Source organism: Bacillus sp. S71 (genome assembly GCF_016625265.1).
GTDB lineage: Bacteria > Bacillota > Bacilli > Bacillales > Bacillaceae_G > Bacillus_A > Bacillus_A cereus.
This window is the reverse complement of record NZ_JACVUW010000012.1, coordinates 103,083-129,242: the sequence shown is the minus strand read 5'-3', so window position 1 is coordinate 129,242 and position 26,160 is coordinate 103,083. Positions and strand designations below refer to the sequence as shown.

The window sequence follows — 26,160 nt, the reverse complement described above, 5'->3', positions numbered from 1 at the left end:
GAAAGGAGGTAAACCTATTTTGAAAGAACATATATATACATTAAACATTTCAGATGAACATCCAAATAGTATTACTTTACCTTACGTTTTTTCTATTACACCACCTATTACATCCCTCTCCTTCGGTATACGTCACATTGCAAGTGAAGAGGTGAAAATTCATTATTCCTTTACTCGCGAAATTATTATCGGAAAACATATTGCCGAAAAACTTTTACTACCTCAATCCACTACTATTCATGCATTCACACAAAACCAAACAATTATTTTCGGACCATTAATCGGCATTTTTACAACTGGCTTTAACGATGATTCTTCTAACCCTTTAGGAAATCGTTCAATTGCTCTCAGTGAGTTGTTAACACCACCATTCTCATTACGACCGTTCGTATTCGTCTTTGGCGTTCAACATATACACTGGGAAGAAGAAACGATTGAAGGATATTTCTTTCAAGAAAAACAATGGATAAAGAAAAAGGTCCCTTTACCAAATGTCATTTACGATCGATTACCGAATCGACAAGCTGAAAATTATAAACCAATCGTCAGAGCAAAAAGAAAGTTAGAACATGACTACTCTATCCCATGGTTTAACCCAGGTTTTTTTAATAAATGGGAAGTTCATCAACTTCTTATGAAAGACGAATCAATTAGACCCTTATTACCAAACACAGAAGCATTTCAGCATTTTGAACAAGTAGAACGGTTTCTTGGCACGTATAAATCTGTGTACATGAAACCAATACACGGGAGCTTTGGTAGAAATATTCATCAAATATTTTATTCTCAAACAGAGAATTGCTACTACTGTCGTTATCGCGAAAATGAAGAAAATAAACTGAGAAAGTATCAATCATTAGAAACTCTTCTAAACCACGTATTAAAAGGACATGATTTAAAAAAGTTTATCGTACAGCAAGGTATTTCGTTACTTCGCTTTGATGGGCAACCTGTTGATTTCCGCATTCATACAAATAAAAATCATTTCGGTAATTGGATAGTTAGTGCAATCGTCGCCAAAATTGCCGGCAAAGGCAGTTTAACAACGCACATAAATAGCGGCGGTGATACAAAATTGCTACAAGAACTTTTTCCAGATTCAACGAAACAAGTTCAAATTGAAAATAAATTAAAACATACTGCCTTACAAATAAGTTACGCGCTCGATGAACAAGTAACCGGAAATATTGGAGAAATCGGTTTTGATATCGGTTTAGACACAAAGGAAAATCCGTGGCTCTTTGAAGCCAACTCTAAACCTGGGCGAACTGTATTTCAAGATAAAAAATTAAAAGAACAAAGTGAAATGACGCGCCAATTATTTTACGAATATGCCGTCTACTTAACGGAACATTCTTTACGTGATACAAAAGAAAAAATGTCTCAAATCAAATCCGGGACTTCATCAAACACCGAACATATCCCTTCCCCTATGATTCACTCACAAATACAAAAACAAAAACTTCCACCAAGATAATAAGGTGGAAGTTTTCTATTTACACAAGTTTCACTACAACCTCAGTTTCCACGTTACATACTCCGCAATAAAAAATATGATTGCAATATTCATTTGAATTATTATGCGTTAAACCATCTACTGCACTTAATAATTCTTGATCCATATAGGCACTATAATCGTCTATGTAATCTACAGACTTCCCATAATCTTGGAGTATACTTTGGCAATTTTGACAAGAATATGTTTGTGATTCTAATGCGTTGCAAAGCGGGCAAATCCCCATCATGATTCCTCCATACGTTATCGTTTAAAGCCTCTCTTTTTTAGATTGAAGAGAGCACCTACCCATGCATAGGAGCGATCACTCCATCCCTACTTAAAAATAGAACTATGAAGTTGCTACCGATTTCATTTCAATAAATCATAAATAAGAAGCTAATGATTAGCCTACAAGTAGCAGACTACAATGAGAAAATTATATTTAATATCCTCCTTAGTTTGGCCTGTTTTCTTAAAAATACAACGATTACTCTTATTTCATAATTTACAAAATCAATACGTTTTTTTGACAAAATTTACAAATTATTATTTCGTATATCTTTCTAGGTAACATCCATACTATGAGTACAAACTTAATTACCGATGGATTAGCGCCAACCGGGGCGATAATCTGGTTCAACTCCAGCTAGTCCAACCAAAAAAAATTTTTATAACTCTAAGGAGGATATATTCCTATGGCAAACCAAAATTCTTCAAATCAATTAGTAGTACCAGGTGCAACAGCTGCAATCGATCAAATGAAGTACGAAATCGCTCAAGAATTTGGTGTACAATTAGGAGCAGATTCTACGGCTCGCGCTAACGGTTCAGTTGGTGGAGAAATTACAAAACGTCTAGTTGCAATGGCTGAGCAAAGCCTTGGCGGATTCCAAAAATAAATATATATGGCAAAAAGGTCTCAGGGCATATACCCTGAGACCTTTCTTAATTTACTGCAACATTTGTAAAAACTTCTTCGTACGTTCTTCTTTTGGATTTGTAAATACTTCTTCTGGTGTACCTTGTTCGACAACGACACCACCATCCATGAAAATAACACGGTTGGCAATTTGATGTGCAAAACGCATTTCGTGCGTTACAATAACCATCGTCATGCCTTCTTTAGCAAGTTCTTTCATGACTTTTAAAACCTCTTGAACGAGTTCAGGATCAAGCGCTGAAGTCGGCTCATCAAATAGTAACACTTCTGGCTCCATCGCAAGCGCGCGCGCAATTCCAACGCGCTGTTGTTGTCCACCTGATAATTGGAATGGATATAAATCCACTTTATCTGCTAAACCAACTTTTTCAAGGAAATAGTTTGCTTTTTTCTTTGCTTCTTCTTTCCCTACTTTTTTCACTGTAATGAGCCCTTCCATTACATTCTGAAGTGCTGTTAAATGAGGGAATAAGTTATGGTGCTGGAAGACCATACCTGTTTGTGTACGAAGATTTACAATATCTTTCTTCGATACTTTTTGAGCGAAATTAAGCTCTTTATTACCAATGCTAATATTACCAGCATCCGGTGTTTCTAGTACGTTGAGACAACGCAAGAATGTCGTTTTACCAGATCCAGACGGCCCAATAATAACAACAACCTCGCCCTTCTCAACTGTTAAATCTATATGCTTTAGTACGGTATTATCTCCGAAACTTTTTTGTAAATGTTGAATTGAAATCATAAAAACAAAAACTCCTTTTGTAAAAGGATTATTTTAACGTATAGCGTTCTGAACGCTTTTCTAACATCTGTTGTACGATTGATAATAAGAAACAAATAACCCAATAAATAAGACCTGCTTCAAAATAAACAATTAAAAATTCGTAGTTCATCGCCGCAATTTCCTGCGCTTTTCGGAACATTTCTGTTACTAAAATTAACGATGCTAATGAAGTATCCTTCACTAAGCTAATAAATGTATTTGAAAGCGGCGGGATTGATACACGCGTCGCTTGTGGTAAAATAACACGTTTTAACGCTTGCGGGTATGTCATCCCAATTGTGTAAGCTGCTTCCCACTGCCCTTTCGGAATGGAAAGGATAGAAGCACGAATAATTTCCGATGCATATGCACCGACATTTAATGAAAATCCAACAACTGCTGCTGTATATGGCTCAACTTCAATATTAAGAGTTGGAAGTCCATAGAAAATAATAAATAATTGTACAAGAAGTGGCGTTCCGCGAATGATAGATACATAGATACGAGCAATCCATTGTAAAATACGACTACCAGAAATACGTGCGAGCGCTGTTAACGTTGCCAGTATAATCCCGATAATAAATGTAATAAGCGTTAATGGAATTGTTGTAAAAACAGCTTCCTTCAGCATAGGCATGAAGGAAGTCTGCATAATATCTATCCAAGTAGACAATCGATCTGAAACCAATGCACTACTTAGATACATTTTCACCGAACCATTTTTTCGTTATTTTGTCATACGTACCGTCTTTTTTCATATCTTCTAACGCTTTATCTACTTCTTGTACAAGCTTATCGCTACCTTTACGGAATAAGAATCCACTTTCTGAAGCTTCTTTTTCAGTATCTACAATTTTAATTTTCGCATCTTTTTTCGTTTCTAAATAATTTAATACTGATAACTTATCATTAATTGTAAAATCAACGCGTCCTGAAGCTAATAATTCTGCTGCTTGGCTAAATCCTTCTACACCAATAATTTCCGCACCATTTTTCTTAGCGATATCTGCATAGTTACTCGTTAAAGATTGTGCTCCTTTTAATCCTTTTACATCAGCAAATGTAGCAGGCTTATCTTTATCTTTTGCAATAACTAATGCCGCTGAAGATGAAACGTATGGCTTAGAGAAATCGTATTTCTTTTGACGATCTTCACGAATACCAACTTCGTTTGCAACCATATCGAAACGTTTTGCATCTAAACCAGCAAGTAAGCTATCCCACTGTGTTTCTTTAAATACAGGCTTTACACCTAAACGTTTTGCAACTTCTTCTGCTAATTCAACATCGAATCCAGTTAATTTATTGCTTGAATCGTGGAACGTAAATGGTGGATATGTACCTTCTGTACCAATTACAAGTTCACCGCTTTGTTTAATCTTTTGTAACGCATCTTGACTAGCTGTATCTTTTTTCTCTTCTTTACCGCAGCCGGCTACAATCCCGATCGCTAATGTAGTTACTGCAAGCACTGAAAATAATTTCTTCATGATTGTAATCCTCCAAGTATTCTGATAGGAATTTAAAAACTATATTGATTGTATGCAATCTTGAACAATTTTTCAATGAAAATGTTCTTATTTAGTTTATCCTTTTTCTTCATAATCAAACAAAAGGGAAAAATAACGCTACATACAAAAAATAAGTAACATTTTTTAATATAGCATTTATAAAGAAAAAGGTAAAACAATACTTCTTATTTAACTGTCGTAATTCGCTAAAGAGTCGACATGTTCATCAATAAAAAAGAACTTGTGAAAATCACAAGTTCTCCTCCATACCTATTAAGCACTCTGATTGCCTTCCATTTGCGTTTTATACATATCATAATAACGCCCACGCTTTTTCATTAGTTCATCATGAGACCCTTTTTCCAAAATCGTCCCTCTATCGAGCACAATAATTTGATCCGCACTTTTAATCGTTGAAAGACGGTGAGCAATAATAAACGTCGTTCTTCCTTTTTTCACAACTTCCAGCGCTTGTTGAATCATCGCCTCTGTTTCTGTATCAATACTAGATGTTGCTTCATCTAAAATTAAGATAGCTGGATCAAAAGCAAGCGCCCTAGCAAACGAAATAAGCTGACGTTCTCCAGTGGAAAGCGTACTTCCCTTTTCTGTAATTTCTTCATTTATATTGTTTGCAAATCTTTCAGCACCAACATCATGCAATGCTTTTATGATACGCTCTTTTGAAATTTTTTCGTTTTCTAAGCTTACATTGGAAGCGACCGTTCCGCTAAATAAAAACGGATCTTGCAGTACGATTCCCATATGCTCACGAGTTGCTTGTTTCGGCATTTCTCTTACATCATGACCATCAATCGTAAGCTTTCCTTTTTCAAACTCATAAAATTGAAAGAGTACATTCATGATAGAACTTTTTCCTGATCCAGTATGACCAACAAGTGCCACTGTCTCGCCTTGTTTCGCTTCAAAAGAAATATTTTTTAACACTTCATCTTTTCCATTATAAGAAAATGATACATTATCAAATTTTACATTTCCTTTTAAACGAGGCATGCGTTCTTCTTCTACCGCTTCCCCTTTTTCCTCTAACAATTCAAAGACACGTTCTGATGCAACGCGCGCTTGCTCTAAGTTTGCAAGCTGGTTCACCATATTCGTAATTGGCGAGAATAATCGTGTTAAATAATCGACGAACGCATACAGTACCCCAAGTGAAATAATACCTGTAGCACTTAATGACGCACCGCCGAAATACCAAATTACTCCTGTGAAAGCAATATTTCTTAATACAGATACTAAATTATGCGAAGTTGCTGCATTTAAATTTAAAATTTTATTTTGATACTTAAAATAATCGCCATTTAATTCTTCAAATTCTTTTTTCGTTTCACGCTCTTGACGGAACGCTTGAATAATTGGCATCCCTTGAATGGATTCATTCACTGTTCCGTTAATATCAGATAAACGAGAGCGCATTTTATGATTGTATACAGACGCGTATTTTCTATAAAGAATCGCCCAAACAATTAAAATTGGGATAATTAATAAACATAATGAAGCGAGCTTCACATCTAATAAAAATAGCGCAGCGAATATCCCAATAATATAGATGATACTAGAAACGAATGTTGCCAGCACCGTTACATATAAATCACGAATGGCCTCTGTATCATTCGTCACGCGCGAAACAATTTTCCCCGCCGGTAAATGATCAAAGTACCGAATTGGCAACGTTTGAATATGAGAAAAAACATCTTCCCTCATAATTTGAATAATTTTGTTCGCTGCCTTCTGCAAGAAAAACTGCTTTCCGTATGCAAATAATGATACGACTACTAATAAAGCGAAATAGCCACCACCAAGTAATAATAGACGGTTTATTTCTGGCTTATAAAATGCAAATACTTCTTCCTTTGTTAATGCTTGCGCTTTATAAACTTGCACCGCTTTACCATTTTGAACGGTAATCATATCCCCTTTTACAGTACGTGACCCTTCCTCATTTACTTTATTCGGTACAAAATAATATTGAAAACCGACTTGCATCACACGTACTTCTTTACCTTTTGTCTCGCCTTGTTCAAAGCGATCACTTCGCTTATAAAAAGCGCCATTATATGAAACAGCTTCTTCACTCTTTTCTGTTTCATACCAAGGTTTCTCTATCCCGACGATATGATCATCAATCATCGTTTTAGCAACGAAAGGACCAGCAAGCTCTGCGATGACGAAAATAAATAACATTAACATCGCAGCAAAAATCGTCCCTTTCACTTTCATCGCATATTGAAATAATCGTTTTGAAACGCTCATATTTTCACCCCACTATCCGCACTTTCACTTTCACCTTGTTGTCTTTCAAACTGTTCAGCATACCAGCCTCCGCTCTGGATAAGCTGAGCATGCGTACCTTCTTCTATAACTGCGCCTTCATCCATAACGAGAATCCAATCCGAATGTTGCACTGCAGATAAACGATGCGTCGTAATAATCGTTGTCTTTCCGCTTCTTTCCGTTCTTATATTTTCAATGATCGCTGCTTCCGTACGAGCATCTACAGCTGATAAAGAATCATCCAAAATTAAAATTTCTGGATTTTGAATAACAGCTCGCGCAATTGAAATCCTTTGCTTTTGTCCACCTGATAAAGAAACACCTTTCTCTCCAACGAGCGTTTCTAATCCTTCTGGTAAAAACTCTAAGTCTTTTTTAAACGCAGCAATTTCAATTGCTTTCTCTAGTTCTTCTTCAGTCGCTTCCCTATTTCCGAATAAAATATTTTCTCGTGCTGTTTTTGAGAACAAAATATGCTCCTGCGGTACATAGCCAATCCACCCGAGTACATTTTCATTCGTTATTTTATCTAATGTCACATCAGAAACTGCAATATCTCCATCTCCAAGCGGATATTGGCGAAGAAGCTGACGTACAAGCGTCGTTTTCCCGCTTCCTGTTTTTCCGACAACCCCTAGCGTTTCTCCTTGCTTTAATGTGAAAGAAACCTTTTTTAAATTTTCTTCAGTTGATGAAGGATATGAAAAAGACACATCATCAAACTGAATATAATCCGGCTCCTGTACAAGCTTTGGATGTTTCGGATCCTTTACATCTGGTTCATACGCTAACGTTTCATTCACACGGTCAAGCGAAGCATTTCCTCTTTGCATAACATTGATTAATTCACCAATTGCAAACATCGGCCAAATCATCATCCCTAAATACACGTTAAAAGAAACGAGTTCACCAAGCGTCACTTTTGACTGGAACACAAGGTATGCACCGTACACTAAGCCGATTAAATAACTAAGACCGACAAGCATTTTCACAGTTGGTTGGAATAATGCATCAATTCTCGCTACCTTCATATTTTTTTCGTAGACGTCATCTCCTAAATGATGAAATCTTTCCTCGTCTGCATTCTCTTGTACGTATGCACGAATAACGCGCACACCAGCGATTGATTCAAGCACTTTATCGTTCATATCACCAAACGCATCTTGCGCAACGGTAAATCTTTCATGCAATTTCTTTCCATATATATTCATCGCATACGCCATAATTGGAAGCGGGATAAGCGCTGCAAATGTCAGCTCCCAACTAATTGTAAATCCCATCATAAAAACGATCGTAAGCATGTATAAACTAGAATCTACAAGCGTTAATATACCAAAACCAGCTGTCATAGCGATTGCTTTTAAATCATTCGTTGCCCTCGCCATTAAGTCGCCAGTACGATTTTTTTGATAAAAAGTCGGCGTCATCTTAAGTAAATGCCCCATAAATTTAGAGCGCATCGTTTTCTCCAGTACAAATGCACCGCCAAACAATTGATGTTGCCATACGAAAGTGAGGCCATATCCAACGATCGTAACCCCTATTAAAATAAGAATAGATTGCATAATAGCTTCGTTTGATAACGTTCCTGTTTTTATGTTATCTATCGTAACCCCTAACACTTTCGGGGGAATCACTTCAACTATATTTACAATTAAAAGAGCTCCAATGGCGATACTATATCTCTTCCAGTGCTCTTTAAAAAACCACTTTAACTTTAGTAATACTGATAACAATGTAACCTCTCCCTTCTCGTTCTCGTTTATTTCTCATTTCTTTATCCACTATCCAAACCCATTACATTTACATTTCGTAACCCATACAATCTCATCACATTTTTCCACCTTCCAAAGTTTTATATAGGAATATGGAAAATAAACAAAAAAAAGCATACCGCCGCTTGACGATATGCACAGGAATGCATAAAAAGCGTACGTTACGATATACGCAACGTACGCTTTTTATAAGACAAAGATGCCCTATATATCCGCACGGGTTGCGTAATGATATAAATGTTTTCTGCCATTTAACAGAGCTAAGCTCATTACATTTACGATTACAATCATTACGCACACCCCCTTCATTTATTTTCCATTTATAATCTTACAACTTTATTGAGTATTCTGTCAATTGTTTTTTTACACATAAAGTAAAATACACGAAAATGAAACTGGTTCATGACATAATAAACCAGTTTGAAATAAAAGAATGTTCTGTAAGAAAGGGCATACAAAATAAAAAAAGAATAAGAAATCGTTTTCACAAACATTTCATTTGAAAAATGTTATCAAACCCCCTACAATCACCTTATACTCACTCTTACAAGTTGCTATTTTAGGAGGACTAATCATGACAACTAGCAATACGTACAAATTTTATTTAAACGGAGAATGGAGAGAAAGCTCTTCAGGAGAAACAATCGAAATTCCATCTCCATACTTACACGAAGTAATTGGACAAGTACAAGCAATTACTCGCGGAGAAGTAGATGAAGCAATTGCATCTGCAAAAGAAGCTCAAAAATCATGGGCAGAAGCTTCTCTACAAGATCGCGCAAAATACTTATATAAATGGGCTGATGAGCTCGTAAATATGCAAGATGAAATTGCCGATATCATTATGAAAGAAGTCGGTAAAGGATATAAAGATGCGAAGAAAGAAGTTGTTCGTACAGCTGACTTCATTCGTTACACGATCGAAGAAGCTTTACATATGCACGGAGAAAGCATGATGGGCGATAGCTTCCCGGGCGGTACAAAATCTAAGCTTGCGATTATCCAACGCGCACCACTTGGTGTTGTATTAGCAATCGCACCATTTAACTACCCAGTAAACTTATCTGCTGCAAAACTTGCACCAGCATTAATTATGGGTAATGCTGTTATTTTCAAACCAGCAACTCAAGGTGCAATTAGTGGTATTAAAATGGTTGAAGCACTTCACAAAGCTGGCCTTCCAAAAGGTCTTGTAAACGTAGCTACAGGACGCGGTTCTGTAATTGGTGACTACTTAGTAGAACACGAAGGCATCAATATGGTATCGTTCACAGGTGGTACAAACACAGGTAAACATTTAGCGAAAAAAGCTTCAATGATTCCACTTGTATTAGAACTTGGTGGTAAAGATCCTGGTATCGTTCGTGAAGATGCTGACTTACAAGATGCTGCAAACCATATCGTAAGCGGTGCATTCTCTTACTCTGGTCAACGTTGTACAGCTATTAAACGTGTACTTGTACACGAAAACGTAGCCGACGAGCTTGTTAGCTTATTAAAAGCACAAGTAGCTGAACTATCAGTTGGATCTCCAGAACAAGATAGCACAATCGTTCCATTAATCGACGACAAGTCTGCTGACTTCGTTCAAGGTTTAGTTGACGACGCTGTAGAAAAAGGTGCTACAATCGTTATCGGTAACAAACGTGAGCGTAACTTAATTTACCCAACATTAATCGATCACGTAACAGAAGAGATGAAAGTTGCTTGGGAAGAGCCATTCGGCCCAATCCTTCCAATCATCCGTGTTTCTTCAGACGAGCAAGCAATTGAAATTGCTAACAAATCAGAGTTCGGTCTGCAAGCAAGTGTCTTCACAAAAGACATTAACAAAGCATTTGCAATTGCTAACAAAATCGAAACTGGTTCTGTTCAAATTAACGGACGTACAGAGCGCGGCCCTGATCACTTCCCATTCATCGGTGTAAAAGGTTCAGGTATGGGCGCACAAGGTATTCGTAAGAGCCTTGAGTCTATGACACGTGAAAAAGTAACTGTATTAAACTTAGTTTAATCTTATAAAAAGAAGCTGATCTATTTTTAGATCAGCTTCTTTTCTATATAAATACTTCCGAAAAACGAAGTATTTCATTCTACTTCCGATTTGGTTTTCCAAATCGAACTAAAACATGCCATAATAATTTTAATTCCTGAAGCACTTCTTCATAAGTGCCACGATCACTCCAAGATAATGGATTGCGCTTCAAATCCACTACAGCAGAGCCAATTATATTTGCATCGATACAATGATTCCTTGCAATGCGTCTTGCTAAAGATGGCATTTTTGAACCTCTAAAATCCATCGGAACTTCGTCTACCATAAGTACAAAACCGATGTGCCAATACAAATCAATAGCATACTTCAGGCAAATTTCTTCTAAAACTCTTCCTACATCCGTACCCTTAAATGAAGGATCTGCAACAAGCACCTCTACGTCTTCTTTAAGAGAAATCTCTCCATGAATCTGCGCTTCAATATAATGATTAAGATTACGGGCTGGCTCTTTGCTTACTAAATCTATAAACGGCCTTTTCAGATTAGCCAATAAATGATTAATTATTATTGTTGGAGTCAAATTCCCTTCACCAATTGCAAAATCTCTTACGAATGCCTCTTCCAAAAGAGCAGCTAAAATCATATCAAACTCCTCATAAGTCCCCTTTTCTTTCGGATCTTGATGTGAATCTAAATACGTATATGTAGAGCGCGAAGAAACTTTTGGAGATAAGAGAAAATAACAGGATCCAAAACGCGGAGCCGGCCCATCTGGATGTAACATCAAATTTAGCGCTCCGTATTTTGGACGTTGATCATTCGTTACGCCTTCTAATTGATATGCCCCTCCAAATATTCTCTTTTCCCAAAGGTCACGTTCACCACCAGGGTAAGCAGATACGCTTCCATTAGATAGTAATGTTTCAAATTGACTTTTATATACTCCTTGCTCAAACAATGCTTCAGCAACACTTTTCATACTCGAATCAAGTCTGTCTGGATGAAAGTGTAAAGCAATCCTTGCATGAGATTTTAAATTAGCGACAGCTTCTTCAAATATTTCATCTGTAATATTAGACATTTTAAGTATATGATTAATCGTTGCTTTAGCCTCACGTTTTTCGTTCTCTGCATATTTTGAAATATACTCTAAAGCAAATAATTGAGATCTTGATAATTCCATAATCAAACCTCTCCTTTAATTAAAATGACCTTAATCATTTCAATTAAAAGCTTATTCTTTCCTTCTTATGAAACGAACCTGATTTATTTAAAAAAGTAATTTACTAAATCTTAATTATGCATACACGCATTTTTCATAAGCAAATGTACACATTCTACAGAAATGTGATATCCTAGCCATCGCTCAGCAATATGTTCAAATGATAAAACAGATCCCGTTGTAAAAAAACGATGTTTCGGATTCAGATTGTCAGACAAAATTCCTTTGTGCTGTAAGATAGTGCTTAACTCTATCGCCGTTTCTTCTGCAGAACTAATAATCGTTACATCTTCTCTTAACTTACTTTTAATCACAAACTCTTCTCTATAATCTGATTATTACTATATCCATTGACGTATAAAAATACATTTGTTACTCTTAAAGACGTTAATTTAATATTTAAATCCTCATTCGTATCTCGGTGAGGTAGAGGTTGCAATCATTAAGAGTATCATTTCAGGAGATGTAGTGGCATTGATGAAGGAATGAGAAAGGAATGGTTGCCGAAGTAAGTCGTGTCCACCATGCACGCTTGCTGGGTCTGCATTTAATAAGTGCAGAACTGTCACAAACGTTTCGTTTGTGGAGAGCTATCGAGAGGTATGTCGTGGGTTTCTTATAAGATAGAAAGCATGTAGCGGCAGATTACGTGCTTTTTTTGTTTTGTTTGGGACTTCTCTTCTCTACTAAGAAGACATACATATCTCCTCGCTTGACTTGGTTATACTAACTTTGGAGGTATTTTCTATGCAACAAAAAAAATGGGGCTTTTGGGTACTAACAGCTTTCGTTGTCGGTAACATGGTTGGCGCTGGTATTTTCATGGTGCCAAGTACGTTGGCACAAACAGCAAGCCCACTCGGTGTCACTTTAGCTTGGTTAACAACAGGGTTTGGTGTTTTAATGCTAGCTCTTGTTTTCGGTAATTTAGCAATTCGTCGTCCTGATTTAACGACAGGACCACAAAGTCATGCATATGCTTTATTCTCAACACCAAAAAAGAAAAAAATGGCTGGCTTCAGTATGGTATGGGGATATTGGGTTGCAAACTGGGCAAGTAACGTTGCCATCATTACATCATTTGCGGGATATTTATCACTCTTCTTCCCAATTATGAAAGATACGCGACTGCTATTTTCAATCGGTTCTTTTAACATAGAAGTCGGAAAACTAATTACATTTACTATTTGTTCCATCTTACTTTGGGGAACTCATATTATATTAACAAATGGTGTAAGCGGAGCTGGAAAACTAAACTTCTTAGCAACAACAACGAAAGTAACTGGATTCCTTTTATTCATCGTCGTTACGTTATTTGCATTCGAAGCTTCTAAATTTGGACAATGGTACACACCGATGATTGATAAATCAGGTGCATCACACGGTCTTCTTTCACAAGTAAATTTAGCTGCTCTTACAACGCTTTGGGCGTTTATCGGAATTGAATCAGCCGTTCTTTTATCAAACCGTGCTGTTTCTCCAAAAACGGTAAAACGTGCAACAGTTGCGGGATTACTTATTACAGTTGCAATTTACTTAGGAATTACAATTTTAACAATGGGTGTACTTCACGTTGATAAATTACAAGCTTCTGAACGTCCATTAGCAGATGCATTAAACGCTGCAATGGGTCATGGCGGCGGGAAACTGATGGCATTACTTGCTCTTACTTCCCTGTTCGGTTCTATCTTAGGCTGGATTTTATTAAGCTCAGAAGTACCATATCAAGCAGCAAAAGAAGGTTTCTTCCCTTCCTTCTTCACGAAAACAAATAAAAAAGGAAGTCCAATTTACTCATTACGATTAACAAACATTATGTCGCAAGTATTCCTATTCTCAACATTATCAGGAACCATTGCGGAAGCTTATACATTCGTTATTACCGTATCGACACTGGCCTACCTCATTCCATATCTCGTTTCACCAATCTTCCAGTTAAAACTAGTCGCAACTGGTGAAACATATAAAAATGAAATGCGGGCAAGAATTACAGATGGCATAGTCGCAGTTATCGCACTTTGCTACGCACTATGGGTTATTAAAACCGGCGCATCCGATATAAAAACGTTCCTTCTCGGAATTGGTTTATTCGTAATTGGATTTGCTTTCTATCCATTAATGAATCGTGATCAGAAAAAAAATAACGAAAAGAAAAACGGGCAAGTTGCATAACGCAATTTGCTCGTTTTTTCTTTTGTAAAACATATATAATAGAACAAAGAGGTGAAAAACATGTCAATCGAATCGCTATGGAGCAGTCGCTTCCAACAACATATTCAAAATATCATTACATACTTTGCACGTATGATTAACGGTTTACTATATAGCTTTATCTTTATTTCATGCGTTGGTGCATATTATTATGCTCAGTTTCTAAAAGCATCTCCTTCTAAAGGAATATCTTTAATAATTATAACGATTGTACTTACATTCATTATAACGAGATGCCCTATCCGTACATTTATTCAAAAACCTGATGCTGTCTATTTGCTTGCATTAGAAGAGAAACTAACATCCTATTTCAAAAAATCTCTTCTATACAATTACATCACTCAGCTTTTTCCATTATTATTTACGTTCCTTATTCTCGTACCACTTGCACTGCAATCATTGCAATTAACTGTACCTTTTTTGTGTACAATCTTTATCGTGTTAATGATTACGAAAGCTTGGAACATGTACATACATTGGATGTGGCGTGATAGTCACGAAAAAAATATATGGCTAATCATCCGTATTACTTGTAACGCCTTAATCATTTACATGCTGTTTTATTCCGCAAATGTTCTCATATTGGGCGGATTACTCTTACTACTTACTTTCCTACTTCTATATACGAAAAAACAGCCTACAAAACGAATACCGTGGGATTACATAATCGAGCAAGAAGAAAAAATGAACGTTCGTTTTTATCAATTCGCTAGCATCTTCACTGATGTTCCACAACTGAACAAACAAGTAAATAAAAGAAAATGGCTTACAAATTGGATTGAACCTTTATTACATAAAAAAAGAGCAACTTTCTTCTATTTACATACATTAGCATTTTTACGCGGGAATGATTATTTCGGTATATATATTCGCTTAGGATTGATCGGTGCTTTCGCCTTATATTTCATACCAAATATATACGTAAAAGGCGCTATCGCTTACATCGTTCTATATATGATTTCTATGCAGCTCCGTTCACTGTGGAAATATTTTTCGGGAAATATTATTGTAGCATTATATCCAATCCATACTGAAGAAAGGATGAAGCAATTTCTTAGCTTAATCTTTATATTGCTAAGCATTCAACTCATTGTATTTTCGAGTGTTATACTCATTGCTACAGGTCAATTTTTACATAGCCTTATCATTATGATTGTCGGGTTACTCTGGATCAAATTTATTATTGTACCAAAAACGAAGCAACGCGTTTCTTCGTTTTAACGAAAAGAAATATCTTAAAAGCCAAGGAGCAAATAAATTATCTCCTTGGCTTTTTTATTTTGCTTCCTCAAACAAGAATCACTGAAACAACCGATATTTTATGATTTTTACATACAAAAACGATAATACATGTTTACGTCCTAATAAAAAGGGTATGTATTAAATTAACAAGGGAAACGAACTGGGGGGATTAGAAATTTAAAAGGAAACAAACACTACGATGCATTGCTCAAAGATGATTCTGGAACCGATACTATAATGTAAGGAGCTGACTGCAATGAGTAAAAAAATTGCTATTTTAATAACGGATTATTTCGAGGACACAGAATACACAGAGCCAGCAGAAGCTTTTAAACAAAAGGGATATGAATTAACAACTATTGAAGCAGAAAAAGGTAAAACGGTACACGGTAAGCAAGGAAAAAGTGAAGTTGTAATTGATAAAGGTATCGATGATGTTTCTCCAGAGAACTTTGATGCCCTCTTCATACCAGGCGGATTTTCCCCAGATATACTTCGTGCAGATGAACGTTTCGTTCGCTTTAGCAAAGCATTTATGGATGCGAAAAAACCTGTTTTTGCTATTTGTCACGGACCCCAATTACTCATCACTGCACAAACACTTGAAGGACGCGATGTGACTGGATATAAATCCATTGCGGTCGATTTGAAAAATGCCGGCGGAAATTTTCATGACAAAGAGGTTGTCGTATGCCAAAATCAGCTAGTAACAAGTAGACAGCCAGAGGATATCCTAGCGTTTATTGAAGAATCATTGCGTATATTAGGATAGTTATTAGAGGTTAGCCAAAATAGCTGTTTAGCTACTTTGGTTAACCTTTTGATTTGTATAAAAAAGCAAAAAGAATCTCATTTTCAATAATCTTTTGAGACACCCTTTTTTCTTGCCCCAAATTTTTAATCACTTTTTATAGGCATTTCTCATATAGTGAAAATGACTATACGATTCCTATCCATAAGTTAAATAATGATTTTACACATATATAAATAAAAAAAGACGGGAGCCTTAATCATGAATAACAATCCACCTTCAACGCCCCCAAATCCAACAGAAACGAATAATAATGAAATAAGCTTACAAACGTTACGCGTTATTGGGCTTATTGTACTAATTAGTGGCTACATATTAGTAGCTCTTTCTGAAGTAGGAACGTTAAAAAATCTTTTGCTACAGCCGAATACCACTCCAAATTTAGCTGAGGTTGATCCGTTCTAAAAACTATATAAAAAGCGAGTCCCAGTATAACTGATTCGCTTTTCATATAGTTTTATCCAATCTGAGAAACATTTCCTTCATTCTGATACTTTTCTTTCCCTATCGCTTTCATAAATAATAAAATACTGCTCATACCAACGATAAAATACAGAGCACTCATGCCCCAAGATGCAAGAAATGAACCTAGCATAACACCTAAAAAGGTCAGATTAGCTCTTAATCTAACCAAGAAAAGAATTTAACACAAAATTGATTAGCCGAGTTAAATTATTTCACTTTCTTCCCAGATAGTATTTTCATCAATATATTCATTTACCAGTTGCAATTGCTGATCAAGCTCTTTTTCACTCTTTGCAGAAATAATAAATCTAACATATGTTTCAAAATATGCAGTAGGGTTATAAATTTTATCTTCTTCCCCCTTAATTTCATACTCCTCTATACAAGGAAAAGGCAGAGAATTAATCTTTTTCACAAGTTTACCTTTTTTAAGAGGACGATAGAATGCTAAATAGTACTTTGTTGGCTTTGTTTCCTGTATTTCTTTATTATCATCGTTTAGTTGATTTACTAAAAGTTCTTGATCTAAGGAGACATTATATGCTTTTTTAATAATATTAGGAACTAAAAATCCCGAAGTTCTACTTGCTATTTCACAAAAAAGAATTTCATCATCTTTTGTTAAGAAGAATTCTAAGTGAAAAGTAAAAACATCTGGACAAGGTAATGCACACAATACATGTTCAGTATAATTTTTAAACCTCTCCAATAACATATTGTCTTCGGTAATAAGTTTATCACCTAATCCATCAAGTGAATGTGAGGAAAAAATGGTATTTACATAAGAAAAGGCAGAGAAAAATATAATTTTCCCATTCTTCACCAAACCATCAGTGTGATAAACATCACCTTCAATATAGGTCTCCACCATAAAATCAACTGGTTTATTTTTTTTAAGCCAATTAACAAGCTCAACTTCATTACCTATTTTTGAAGTACCTATAGAGGCCATTCCTTTTTTAGGTTTTAAAAAAATAGGGAATCCAAATTCATTAGTGAATTCAAGCAAATCAAAACTATTACTAATAGATTTAAAATTAGGAACTTTTATTCCGGCTTCTTGTACAAAACTTTTCATTATTACTTTATCTCTAAATGCATTGGCACTATTAATAAATTGCCCTGGTATTTTTAATGTTTGTCTAATAATACCAGCTCTTTCAATATCAAATTCTTCAAAAACAATAAGCCTTTTAAACTTATACTTTTCATGTAACTCTCTAACTCTAACTTCAACGGAATAGTCATCAATATACTGATCAAATACCACTTTTTCTGTTAAATTGCTATGACTATCACTAACATCTTTATTCGTAATTAACACTACGGGTTCTTTATAATCCTTAACCCATTCTTCTATATTCGCTCTATTAGAATCATATCTTGTCATAACAAGAATACTCATTCTATTACCTCCTTCTCATCTTTAAAGTATATGAATCCTACTAATCCACTCATTGCAAGTATTAATAGATTTGCAAATAATATGGTTTGAATTGAATAAAAAGAAAGTAAATATCCGCTTAAAGAAATCATCAATACGGAAACAGTATTTACAATTGTATAATTTAATCCAGTCATTCGGCCAATATTATTAGAATCACAATGCTTCATAAAGAATGTTCGTGAAATAACCATAACTATTTGAACTAATAATCCAACAATAAAATTACATACAAGCATAAGCATTGTATTAGGTATAATTATATAGAGAAGTTCAAACGTACAAATCATCAATGTCAGTATAAAAATAACACGATTACTAGCTTTCCATTTATCTACATAAGAAAATAAAAAACCACCTACAAAATTGCCTATTCCTTGGAATGTTATCGACAAGGAGAAAACAACTTCACTTGCTTTGAAAAAGTCTTTTATAAATACATAAATGTATGCTGAAAAAACTGCACATGAAGTTATAAATAGAACTTGAAAAATAGTAGAGCCATATATAGCCCTATTATTTTTTATAAGAAAGTAAATCTCGTTCAAACTTTTCTTTTTCAAACCTGTTTTAGTTTTAGTATCATTTGCTATACTTAAGTTTTTAAAAGTAAGAACTACAATACCCATAATAGCAATACCTATATATAGGATTCCATCGATTCCTGAAGCCACATAAATGTTACTTCCAATTATCGGACCTAATATTAATGCTAAAGAAAATATCATTCCCATTGAAGCATTAGCAATACCTAATTTTTCATTGCCTTCAAAAATATTGTAAATAGCTGAATTTCTAGCAATATTATTAGTTCTGCCCAGTGCTACGAAGAATAGCATGAAAATCAAGAAAAGCTCAAATTTTAAAATTGTAGCTTTAAATAAGATTGCCGATATAAATAATATTAATAGTGCAAAATTAGTAGCAAGTAGAATTTTTTTAGTTTTGAAAGAATCTACTATGAACCCACTTATTAAACCAAATAAAAGAAGAGCAATTGTCTCAACTAATGATCCAAATCCTACTAATCTAGCATTATTAGTTAAATCGTAAATATAAATTGGAACAACAACATAAAAGGCACGTTCGTATACAGAAGTAAGAATAGTTGATACCCATAGCATTAAAAAATTTTTATTACTTTTTAATAAATCTAACATCTCTATTTTAATTAATTTTTTCATATGTTACTTCCTTTTGGATGTACATTGCTAATTTTCTTATATTTATCCATAAATCCGTTTTTGTTTTGCCACTAATTATAAAGGATGCTAAGTCAGAACCAACACTTAATTCTGGGATTTCATCCCCTACTTTTGCACGTGGTTGATATTCAGTAACCCAATCAAACGGAATTGATTGGGGAATACTCTTGATTTTACCAGCTTTTTTAGATAATAAATAAGTAGCCGTGAAGATGTTTGGTTTATCTGCGATGACCAAGTTATCTTTATTCCAAATGCCCGTTTGGATTTTAACAACTGCCTCTTCTAAATTAATTCCGTAACTCTGTCTTACTAACTCTACTATTCTTGCTCCTCCTGCTCTGCTAGCAGTTTCGCAGAGTACAAGTTCATCATCGATTGTATGAAATATTTCAGTATGAAAAGCATAAGCTCCTGCCTCATTTGGAATATTGTTTATAATCTTGTTGTTGAATTCTTTAAGACGAGAAAATATTATTTCATCCGGGTGAACGGTTTCAATAATACTTTCGCCTTTTCCATTGATATAATCTAACATATTTTTACTATAGCGATTTACAGCAGAAAACACGATCTCATTATCAACTACTAAACCTTCCACCGAGTACATATTTTGCGTATTAATAAATGATTCAACTAAATTTAAATTTTTTATATTTATATTTTCTAAATCGGTCGAGTTATTAATCTTTTTCAATCCAATGGATCCCATACCGTTGTGCGGTTTCAATATTATTGGATATCCATATAATTCAGCAAAAGCTTTAACATCCTCTATTGATTCTACTTTACTATAGTCAGGTACGCGTATTCCTTTGGATTTCAAGAAAGTCTTCATCCATATTTTATCCCTGAAAATTTTTGCGCTATAATATTTTTGGCCATCGATTTTAAAATACTCTCTGAAGAAACCAGCTCTTTCTATATCGATTTCATCAATCGCTATTATACTAGTTATTTTATGGTTATTATCAATATTGGAAAGTATACTTAGTAATTCAAAATCATTCTTGAAATTTTGGACAGTAAAAATGTTTTTGTAACCATTCTCTCTAAATTCTTTCTCTCTGTGCTCCGGTAAAATAATATAAACTTCCTCTGCTTTTTCATCTAACCATTCTTTAAAATCTACTATAACAATAGGTAACCTATTTAAAATAACTATAGGCATTAGAGTCACTCCCTTGCTAGAATTTATTATGTTATGATTATTTCTATAAAATACAAAATTTGCTTCGTTTTGAGATAGTAAAGAATCTTCTTTATAACTTCTGCTAAATTATAAAGATCCAGTTGAATTAGCCTAATGGAACTAAAGAAAGAACCCTCCAATCTTTGTACTTCAAAGTTTGGAAATTGTTTGGTAGAAACATTGGTCTACAGTGTATCCGGAATAATTGTTGTTTTCAATCATTCAAAAAGTTTTAATTTCAATGTAGAATAGCATATCCCTATTAACTTCCCATTACGATATAGAATCGGGGCTAGGAAAGGAACTTGTCTTGATGCTTGGCCATATTCAAGGAAATCCTTCTTACACACCTACTTAATGTACACAATTTTCAAGGACTGCTATTAGTAGTGAAGGACGCATTGTTTTGGAGTAGTATCCTCTTTGAAAACAGTATGTATATGTTGGTTTCATCTATAAGATATTCGCTTGGAAGTGGATATCAACAAACGAATATCTTACGATGAAATCTTGATAAATGGTACTGTTCGAAGAACTTTGGAAGAGGTGTAAGTTTCTTACTGTTCCATTATTATTGTTAATCTTACACCTTAATATTTTAATTTCTCACGTAATATCTAAATATAAGAGCATACTTAATTATAATTTCAGCCCTTTAATTTAGATAGAATCTAAATCCATTTTTTGTTAGTGTATAATTTCTTTTCTGCATCAACAAGCCATTGTCGAGGATTGTTGATGTTTCTCAAATACGGATAACCGTTCATCTTTAGGTTAAAAGGAAAATCATTATTAAAGTCTACTTGTAGTAACAGATTACTATCACAATTATGCTTAATTGTACCAATAGCAATCTTTTCCGGTATTCCTCTGCTATCTTTCCACTTTAAAAGAGTTTCTTTAGTCAATAGATCCTCTACTTTATTACTTTTTATTTGTCTCTTAATATATTTAATAGAATCTTTAATATTGGCAGCAAATAGCTCTTCTTCTTTTCTGATTATTTCTACAATTCTTTCTTTCTCGTCACTATAGTCGTATCCCATAAATTTTAAAGATTCAATTGTCGGCTGAACTAGAAAAGTTAAATCTAGTATGCTTTGAATTTCCAAATACCAATTTACGATGATTTGTCTTAAGATTTTTCTTCCAACATATCCGTACCCCTTTGGTGTTATACATAAACCATCACCTAGGAGTGCTACTAAGCTTCTCATCAAAATAGCAGTTTGATTTACTAATACTTCAGATACTGAAGTATACTGTTCTTGGATTTTATCAACTATTGGCATATATAAAGGGGTCTCAAACCATGTATCCTTTTCCGCTAATGTAAAATATATTCTATCTAGATAAAAACAAGCTTCTAATTTTAGAACATTATTCTGTATATCCTTCATAAAAGTCATATCGACGATTGGAAATAACCCGCTATTATGGCTTAAACAGAAACGACCGTAATGCCCAGTAGGTATATCTTCTCCAATCTTATAACGCATGGGTTTATGCCACTCTACAATATTCGCAACATTAAATTGAACATTCTCTAAAGCCTCGTTGACATTATAATTTCCAGGAGATATAAAAAATAAGTCTTCAATATTTATACCAATCTTCCTCAAAAAACCTAGTACTAAACTAAACATTTTTTCTGGGGTTTGGTCAGCAAAACGGAAAATACTCATTTGTACTTCCATAGGTGTAGCTACAGGATAAACTCCAGCTTGCTCTAACTGGTTTGCCATAAACATTCTCTGCACTATACAAACATTTGGATTACAAGGTATGCCTGCATTTTGATAACTATCTTTCACAGCTTTAGCAGCAGCGATAGTAAAAAAACTATCTTCTTTTGGACTAATTAAAGGAAGTTCCGGTAATAATAAGTGTCCATTTCCTTGCATATGTTCTTTGAATAAGGATTTTATTTTTAAAACATCCATTTTCTGGCTACACCTCCTTGAAACACTATGATAATACGTATACTTACTTATAATTATTGTTAATCTCTTCCCAAACTAAGTTTAAACCGCCCTTTTTCATTAATAGATCTAATTTTTGAATCTCAGTAAAATGTGCTGTCCATTGAAAATGAGTTGCATCATAATAAGGAGTAAATGTTCCCCCCCATGTAATTCCTAATTTTTTAGCAACTTTCCCCAAATCATCATAAGCTGCCTTGTTCTCATCATGATTAACAATTTCATTATTCCGAAAATAAGCAAGGTCAATCGCTAATCCAAAATTATGCCAAGATTGTCCCCCCTTAGCACTGGTTACCGTCAAAGGTTTGCACGTAAGGCTGTCATAAAGTGGCTCTCCTTGATCATTTCTTCCTATTAGCCATAATTGTTCCTGCTTCTCATAACTTACTAAAGCATACAGAGCTTTTAGTTCCATTTCCTTATTAGGTCTATTGTCAATTAATTCTACAATTTTCTTTTGAAATATAGGGTGGATTTCTTGTAGTATTTCTGTATGCTTTTGTTTAGTGTTAATCATATTTTATACCTCTACATTATTCAGTGGTAAAAAGTCATAGTTTATATTATATTTCTCACCCAGCATAGCTAGTTCTTTTATGGTTTTTATATGTAAAGGAATTCCATTTTCCACTCGTTTACGCTCCGATTCAAACTCTTTTTCCCCAGCTACATAAACTCTTTCATGTCCTGGTGCTGGTTCAGACTCTTTTAGGGAGCGTAACATACCATCCATTGTAGTTAAAACTTCTTCCTTCTCACGAAATCCTTCAACTTTAAACGCCCCAAAAAAGTGACCAACATTTGCGACTACAGATAGAGGATTTCCAAATAATTTTGAGTCACTTTGGTTTATACCGTAGATAGAACCAGATAAAGCACCAGATAAAGCATTTACTAAGGTCGCTAATCCATATCCTTTATGCCCACCAGTATCACAACTATCTCCGCCTAATGGAACTAAAGCTCCATTGTCCCAAGGATCCTTAGGATTATTTGTTGCCCTACCTTCCTTATCAATGGCCAAGCCGTAAGGAATGTCGCGCTCTTCACGCATTGCAATTTCAAGCTTCCCTCCAGAAACTGCTGTAGTAGCCATATCTAAAACAAATGGATCTTCTGTTTTAGCTGGAATAGCAAATGATATTGGATTTGTCCCTAGCATACGTTGTTTACCATTTGTTGGTGCGACAATTGGTATCATATTTGTCATTGAGATACCTACCATATCCTCCTTTGAAGCCATCATGGAGTAATAACCAGCGATACCGTAGTGGTTGCTTCTGCCAACAGAAACTAATCCGGTACCATATTCTTTAGCTTTTTTAATAGCAAGATTCATGGCAAATTTTGATACCAACATCCCCATACCATTATCTCCATCAACATTTGCGGTCGTAGGTGTTTCAGTCGTAATTTTTATATTAGGCTTCAAGTTAATTAGGCCTTTTTCAATCCATTCATCATACCATGCAAGGCGAGATACACCATGAGAATCTACTCCTCTTAAGTCTGCAGCTAAGAGAACATCTGCCACTGTTTCGCAATCTTCTTGTTTAAAACCATAATTCTGGTATAGATTTTCTACATATTTTCGTAACTCTATCGCGTCAACTGTTAAATAGCTAGTATTCAATATATTTCCCTCCTAGTTAATGTGGTAAGGTGTTCAGTTATATTTAACTTTGTGTTTGTTATAACATTTTGATTAATATCTACTATTGTAAGACCCGTATTATCGACATGAAGATATTCCTCCATTGGGATGTTTAATAGATTTTTTATAAGGCATGATAAAAATACACCATGACTTACAAATAAGTAGGATCCACCTTTTAGACTGTGTATAAACTTATTAATACAAGAAGCTCTCATATGTAACTGATAATCTGTTTCAGCAAAGGGAATTTTGTTAAATCCACTATCCTCATAAAGTTTATAATAATACGGATATCTCTCTTTAACTGTATCTAGACTTAACCCGGTAAATATTCCTATATCTCTTTCCTTCAGACAATCTAATGTAACAAGAGGGCTTCTTTTATTTTTCAATAGAATCTCAGCAGTCTTTCGAGCCCTTGCCAATGGACTGGTATATATAGCTTTGAAATTAATGTTTTTTAAAGATTCACTTAACATTACTGCTTGCTCAATTCCTACTGTGCTCAAATCATAATTAGCAATACCCTGCATAATTCTATTAGCGTTAGCTATAGATTCACCATGTCTTACCAAATATATTTTTAGGCTGTTCATTATTTATCTTGAAACAACTGTATTAGTTTCAATTTCCGCGAGATGATCACCATGTACTCTCAATAATTCATCAAAATCTACATCATATGGAAAAGCTAGACGATTAATATTACATGCTGTGCATAAAGGCCCCAGTTTGCCATCATTTTTCTTTACAGCACTATTTGCCAGTTTGTAAGTCTCAATCATGTGATAAACCGAAGGAGCTTTTTCTTTAGCCAGAGGTGTACCATTTAGTGGTCGGAAAATGATTAATTTAGGGACAACACCCATACTAGCAAATACTTCTGCCCCCTTCGCTGTTGATTCAGGTGATTCAAGCCCTACAATTAGATTTGATGTAACATTTCCCCTTCCAAACACTTTCACAGCTCTTTCTAATACTTTTAAATAATGATCTAATCCAATTTTCGCTTTTCCTTCACTTACAGCCCAATTTCGCTCCCAATCAAAGACTTCAACATCATATGTAGCTTCAGAGTATCCAGCCTCTTTTAATAAATCCACGTAATCTAGCTCTTCAGGTGGAAGCAGTTGAGCAGCTATATGCACATCTATTTTCTCTCTAATTGCACGTGCGTATTTAGCATATGTTTTTGCCCCTCTATCTTTGCCTGGCAATCCTCCAGCATTAATAGCGACATGATTCGCACTCCCCTCACTAACTGCTTGCACTACCGTTTCAACGATTTGATCAACTTTTTTAAAGGTAAGATCTTGCTCCTTATTTAATCCTATTGAACAATATTTGCAAACATCCTGGGTGCCCCAAAATAAACATGCATTTGTAATGGATATTGCCAGTCTATCTCCTAACATTACACCGACTTTAGACATTGGTACTCCATCGGAAGTTAGCATATCGTAATACTCTGGCCTTTTTGGGAAGGTTACCTTTTGAATAGCTTCTCCTCTTGCCTTAATGAAAAATTCTCCTTTATAGACATCTAGATAATAAGGGGAATTTTCTGCGAAATCCTCCAGAGTAGGCGCATTTACCCAAGTTCCATCTTCAAGGATGATATCTAATCCTCCACCCGCCCCTGCTCTGGTTCTTAATGGTTCTTTAATATACTTTTGAAATGCTTCTTGTACATCCGCAGATACTCTAATACCGTTACTTAATAGCCCTAAGCGGACAAGAGGTGATGGTAGGGTTTGAATTATAATTGACATTAAATATTCCTCCAGTATAAGTTTTTTACAATTTTCTTCTTTTCTTACTTGATATAACAAATCATTTTTTATCTTTAAAGTTTCAAAATACGAATAATTACAAAAATAATCCATTTAAAGATACCAGCATAATTGTGATTCTGTTGTAAAGTTTTTAAACAAAGTTACACTTT

At 34.8% G+C, this 26,160-nt stretch carries 24 protein-coding genes and 1 riboswitch; of the genes, 7 read left to right on the top strand and 17 right to left on the bottom strand.

All coding sequences use genetic code 11. The features are described from left to right. The first annotated feature begins 19 nt into the window (after positions 1–19). Positions 20–1,477 carry a YheC/YheD family endospore coat-associated protein gene (locus tag IBT51_RS22190; RefSeq protein ID WP_200458766.1) on the top strand — a complete coding sequence of 486 codons (1,458 nt, stop codon included), beginning with the start codon at positions 20–22 and terminating at the stop codon, positions 1,475–1,477. 19 nt (positions 1,478–1,496) lie between these two features. Here IBT51_RS22190 and IBT51_RS22185 read toward each other — a convergent pair whose 3' ends face one another. After that, positions 1,497–1,742, bottom strand: coding sequence for a hypothetical protein (locus tag IBT51_RS22185; protein WP_000510474.1), 246 nt, complete (start codon positions 1,740–1,742; stop codon positions 1,497–1,499). 451 nt (positions 1,743–2,193) lie between these two features. On the opposite strand from IBT51_RS22185, the gene sasP reads away from it, so the two are divergent. Continuing rightward, positions 2,194–2,397 carry a small acid-soluble spore protein, SasP family gene (gene sasP / locus IBT51_RS22180; protein ID WP_000013339.1) on the top strand — a complete coding sequence of 68 codons (204 nt, stop codon included), beginning with the start codon at positions 2,194–2,196 and terminating at the stop codon, positions 2,395–2,397. A gap of 51 nt (positions 2,398–2,448) precedes the next feature. On the opposite strand, the gene IBT51_RS22175 is transcribed toward sasP, so the two are convergent. The 5 genes from IBT51_RS22175 to IBT51_RS22155 all read right to left on the bottom strand — a co-directional run bounded on the left by IBT51_RS22175 (position 2,449) and on the right by IBT51_RS22155 (position 8,746). Beyond that, the gene (locus IBT51_RS22175) at positions 2,449–3,183 is read right to left on the bottom strand and encodes an amino acid ABC transporter ATP-binding protein (RefSeq protein ID WP_053565154.1); all 735 of its coding nucleotides are present in this window, start codon (positions 3,181–3,183) and stop codon (positions 2,449–2,451) included. 28 nt (positions 3,184–3,211) lie between these two features. Next, positions 3,212–3,910, bottom strand: a complete 699-nt coding sequence (locus IBT51_RS22170) for an amino acid ABC transporter permease (protein WP_000281499.1) — start codon at positions 3,908–3,910, stop codon at positions 3,212–3,214. After that, positions 3,897–4,694, bottom strand: coding sequence for an amino acid ABC transporter substrate-binding protein (locus IBT51_RS22165; protein ID WP_000732843.1), 798 nt, complete (start codon positions 4,692–4,694; stop codon positions 3,897–3,899). Before IBT51_RS22165 ends, IBT51_RS22170 begins: the two co-directional genes overlap by 14 nt. Before the next feature lie 294 nt (positions 4,695–4,988). Beyond that, positions 4,989–6,989, bottom strand: coding sequence for an ABC transporter ATP-binding protein (locus tag IBT51_RS22160; protein WP_053565155.1), 2,001 nt, complete (start codon positions 6,987–6,989; stop codon positions 4,989–4,991). Then, complete coding sequence (locus IBT51_RS22155) at positions 6,986–8,746, bottom strand: ABC transporter ATP-binding protein (protein ID WP_053565156.1); 1,761 nt, start codon at positions 8,744–8,746, stop codon at positions 6,986–6,988. Before IBT51_RS22155 ends, IBT51_RS22160 begins: the two co-directional genes overlap by 4 nt. Positions 8,747–9,359: 613 nt before the next feature. On the opposite strand from IBT51_RS22155, the gene gapN reads away from it, so the two are divergent. Next, entirely contained in the window at positions 9,360–10,799 is a 1,440-nt protein-coding gene (gene gapN, locus IBT51_RS22150; protein WP_000213634.1) for an NADP-dependent glyceraldehyde-3-phosphate dehydrogenase, read from the top strand. Between the two features lie 79 nt (positions 10,800–10,878). Here gapN and IBT51_RS22145 read toward each other — a convergent pair whose 3' ends face one another. Both IBT51_RS22145 and IBT51_RS22140 read right to left on the bottom strand, forming a co-directional pair. Further along, positions 10,879–11,964 (bottom strand): DUF3626 domain-containing protein, encoded by a 1,086-nt coding sequence (locus IBT51_RS22145; protein ID WP_200458765.1) that lies wholly within the window; start codon positions 11,962–11,964, stop codon positions 10,879–10,881. 110 nt (positions 11,965–12,074) lie between these two features. Next, positions 12,075–12,317, bottom strand: a complete 243-nt coding sequence (locus IBT51_RS22140; RefSeq protein ID WP_088022388.1) for an aspartate/glutamate racemase family protein — start codon at positions 12,315–12,317, stop codon at positions 12,075–12,077. Positions 12,318–12,422: 105 nt separating this feature from the next. Continuing rightward, a riboswitch (Lysine riboswitch) is annotated at positions 12,423–12,604 on the top strand. Between the two features lie 146 nt (positions 12,605–12,750). Between IBT51_RS22140 and IBT51_RS22135 the strand changes: the two genes are divergently transcribed. The 4 genes from IBT51_RS22135 (at position 12,751) to IBT51_RS22120 (ending at position 16,672) form a co-directional block, all read left to right on the top strand. Further along, positions 12,751–14,175 carry an amino acid permease gene (locus IBT51_RS22135; RefSeq protein WP_023521252.1) on the top strand — a complete coding sequence of 475 codons (1,425 nt, stop codon included), beginning with the start codon at positions 12,751–12,753 and terminating at the stop codon, positions 14,173–14,175. 60 nt (positions 14,176–14,235) lie between these two features. Then, complete coding sequence (locus tag IBT51_RS22130) at positions 14,236–15,435, top strand: ABC transporter permease (RefSeq protein ID WP_098137986.1); 1,200 nt, start codon at positions 14,236–14,238, stop codon at positions 15,433–15,435. A 277-nt stretch (positions 15,436–15,712) separates the two neighbouring features. Further along, complete coding sequence (locus tag IBT51_RS22125; RefSeq protein ID WP_200458764.1) at positions 15,713–16,228, top strand: type 1 glutamine amidotransferase domain-containing protein; 516 nt, start codon at positions 15,713–15,715, stop codon at positions 16,226–16,228. Between the two features lie 240 nt (positions 16,229–16,468). Further along, on the top strand, positions 16,469–16,672 hold the full coding sequence (locus IBT51_RS22120; protein ID WP_200458763.1) for a hypothetical protein: 204 nt from the start codon (positions 16,469–16,471) through the stop codon (positions 16,670–16,672). Between the two features lie 52 nt (positions 16,673–16,724). Here the strand turns inward: IBT51_RS22120 and IBT51_RS22115 are convergent, their stop codons facing one another. From IBT51_RS22115 to IBT51_RS22075, 9 genes are all read right to left on the bottom strand, one after another. Continuing rightward, positions 16,725–16,862: a multidrug transporter gene (locus IBT51_RS22115; protein WP_200458762.1), complete on the bottom strand. Its 138-nt coding sequence runs from the start codon at positions 16,860–16,862 to the stop codon at positions 16,725–16,727. A gap of 72 nt (positions 16,863–16,934) precedes the next feature. Beyond that, the gene (locus IBT51_RS22110) at positions 16,935–18,137 is read right to left on the bottom strand and encodes an ATP-grasp domain-containing protein (RefSeq protein WP_200458761.1); all 1,203 of its coding nucleotides are present in this window, start codon (positions 18,135–18,137) and stop codon (positions 16,935–16,937) included. After that, the gene (locus IBT51_RS22105; protein WP_200458760.1) at positions 18,134–19,360 is read right to left on the bottom strand and encodes an MFS transporter; all 1,227 of its coding nucleotides are present in this window, start codon (positions 19,358–19,360) and stop codon (positions 18,134–18,136) included. The genes IBT51_RS22110 and IBT51_RS22105 overlap by 4 nt, the downstream gene beginning before the upstream one ends. Further along, the gene (locus IBT51_RS22100; RefSeq protein ID WP_200458759.1) at positions 19,344–20,552 is read right to left on the bottom strand and encodes an ATP-grasp domain-containing protein; all 1,209 of its coding nucleotides are present in this window, start codon (positions 20,550–20,552) and stop codon (positions 19,344–19,346) included. Before IBT51_RS22100 ends, IBT51_RS22105 begins: the two co-directional genes overlap by 17 nt. 692 nt (positions 20,553–21,244) lie before the next feature. Next, the gene (locus IBT51_RS22095; RefSeq protein WP_200458758.1) at positions 21,245–22,516 is read right to left on the bottom strand and encodes an alanine--tRNA ligase-related protein; all 1,272 of its coding nucleotides are present in this window, start codon (positions 22,514–22,516) and stop codon (positions 21,245–21,247) included. A 43-nt stretch (positions 22,517–22,559) separates the two neighbouring features. Continuing rightward, positions 22,560–23,075 carry a M15 family metallopeptidase gene (locus tag IBT51_RS22090; protein ID WP_200458757.1) on the bottom strand — a complete coding sequence of 172 codons (516 nt, stop codon included), beginning with the start codon at positions 23,073–23,075 and terminating at the stop codon, positions 22,560–22,562. Between the two features lie 3 nt (positions 23,076–23,078). Continuing rightward, positions 23,079–24,191, bottom strand: a complete 1,113-nt coding sequence (locus IBT51_RS22085) for an Ldh family oxidoreductase (protein WP_200458756.1) — start codon at positions 24,189–24,191, stop codon at positions 23,079–23,081. Further along, positions 24,188–24,811 (bottom strand): histidine phosphatase family protein, encoded by a 624-nt coding sequence (locus tag IBT51_RS22080; protein ID WP_200458755.1) that lies wholly within the window; start codon positions 24,809–24,811, stop codon positions 24,188–24,190. Before IBT51_RS22080 ends, IBT51_RS22085 begins: the two co-directional genes overlap by 4 nt. A 3-nt stretch (positions 24,812–24,814) precedes the next feature. After that, positions 24,815–25,987, bottom strand: a complete 1,173-nt coding sequence (locus IBT51_RS22075) for a radical SAM protein (protein WP_200458754.1) — start codon at positions 25,985–25,987, stop codon at positions 24,815–24,817. Positions 25,988–26,160 lie beyond the last annotated feature (173 nt).

Excerpts from the sequence above, each read along its gene's own strand:
- IBT51_RS22080 (WP_200458755.1), bottom strand. The coding sequence starts at position 24,811 with ATGAACAGCCTAAAAATATATTTGGTAAGACATGGTGAATCTATAGCT.
- IBT51_RS22135 (WP_023521252.1), top strand. The coding sequence starts at position 12,751 with ATGCAACAAAAAAAATGGGGCTTTTGGGTACTAACAGCTTTCGTTGTC.
- IBT51_RS22165 (WP_000732843.1), bottom strand. The coding sequence starts at position 4,694 with ATGAAGAAATTATTTTCAGTGCTTGCAGTAACTACATTAGCGATCGGG.
- IBT51_RS22170 (WP_000281499.1), bottom strand. The coding sequence starts at position 3,910 with ATGTATCTAAGTAGTGCATTGGTTTCAGATCGATTGTCTACTTGGATA.
- IBT51_RS22095 (WP_200458758.1), bottom strand. The coding sequence starts at position 22,516 with ATGGATGTTTTAAAAATAAAATCCTTATTCAAAGAACATATGCAAGGA.
- gapN (WP_000213634.1), top strand. The coding sequence starts at position 9,360 with ATGACAACTAGCAATACGTACAAATTTTATTTAAACGGAGAATGGAGA.
- IBT51_RS22145 (WP_200458765.1), bottom strand. The coding sequence starts at position 11,964 with ATGGAATTATCAAGATCTCAATTATTTGCTTTAGAGTATATTTCAAAA.
- IBT51_RS22125 (WP_200458764.1), top strand. The coding sequence starts at position 15,713 with ATGAGTAAAAAAATTGCTATTTTAATAACGGATTATTTCGAGGACACA.
- IBT51_RS22115 (WP_200458762.1), bottom strand. The coding sequence starts at position 16,862 with ATGCTAGGTTCATTTCTTGCATCTTGGGGCATGAGTGCTCTGTATTTT.
- IBT51_RS22110 (WP_200458761.1), bottom strand. The coding sequence starts at position 18,137 with ATGAGTATTCTTGTTATGACAAGATATGATTCTAATAGAGCGAATATA.
- IBT51_RS22075 (WP_200458754.1), bottom strand. The coding sequence starts at position 25,987 with ATGTCAATTATAATTCAAACCCTACCATCACCTCTTGTCCGCTTAGGG.
- IBT51_RS22160 (WP_053565155.1), bottom strand. The coding sequence starts at position 6,989 with ATGAGCGTTTCAAAACGATTATTTCAATATGCGATGAAAGTGAAAGGG.
- IBT51_RS22105 (WP_200458760.1), bottom strand. The coding sequence starts at position 19,360 with ATGAAAAAATTAATTAAAATAGAGATGTTAGATTTATTAAAAAGTAAT.
- IBT51_RS22090 (WP_200458757.1), bottom strand. The coding sequence starts at position 23,075 with ATGATTAACACTAAACAAAAGCATACAGAAATACTACAAGAAATCCAC.
- IBT51_RS22185 (WP_000510474.1), bottom strand. The coding sequence starts at position 1,742 with ATGGGGATTTGCCCGCTTTGCAACGCATTAGAATCACAAACATATTCT.
- sasP (WP_000013339.1), top strand. The coding sequence starts at position 2,194 with ATGGCAAACCAAAATTCTTCAAATCAATTAGTAGTACCAGGTGCAACA.
- IBT51_RS22175 (WP_053565154.1), bottom strand. The coding sequence starts at position 3,183 with ATGATTTCAATTCAACATTTACAAAAAAGTTTCGGAGATAATACCGTA.
- IBT51_RS22130 (WP_098137986.1), top strand. The coding sequence starts at position 14,236 with ATGTCAATCGAATCGCTATGGAGCAGTCGCTTCCAACAACATATTCAA.
- IBT51_RS22100 (WP_200458759.1), bottom strand. The coding sequence starts at position 20,552 with ATGCCTATAGTTATTTTAAATAGGTTACCTATTGTTATAGTAGATTTT.
- IBT51_RS22120 (WP_200458763.1), top strand. The coding sequence starts at position 16,469 with ATGAATAACAATCCACCTTCAACGCCCCCAAATCCAACAGAAACGAAT.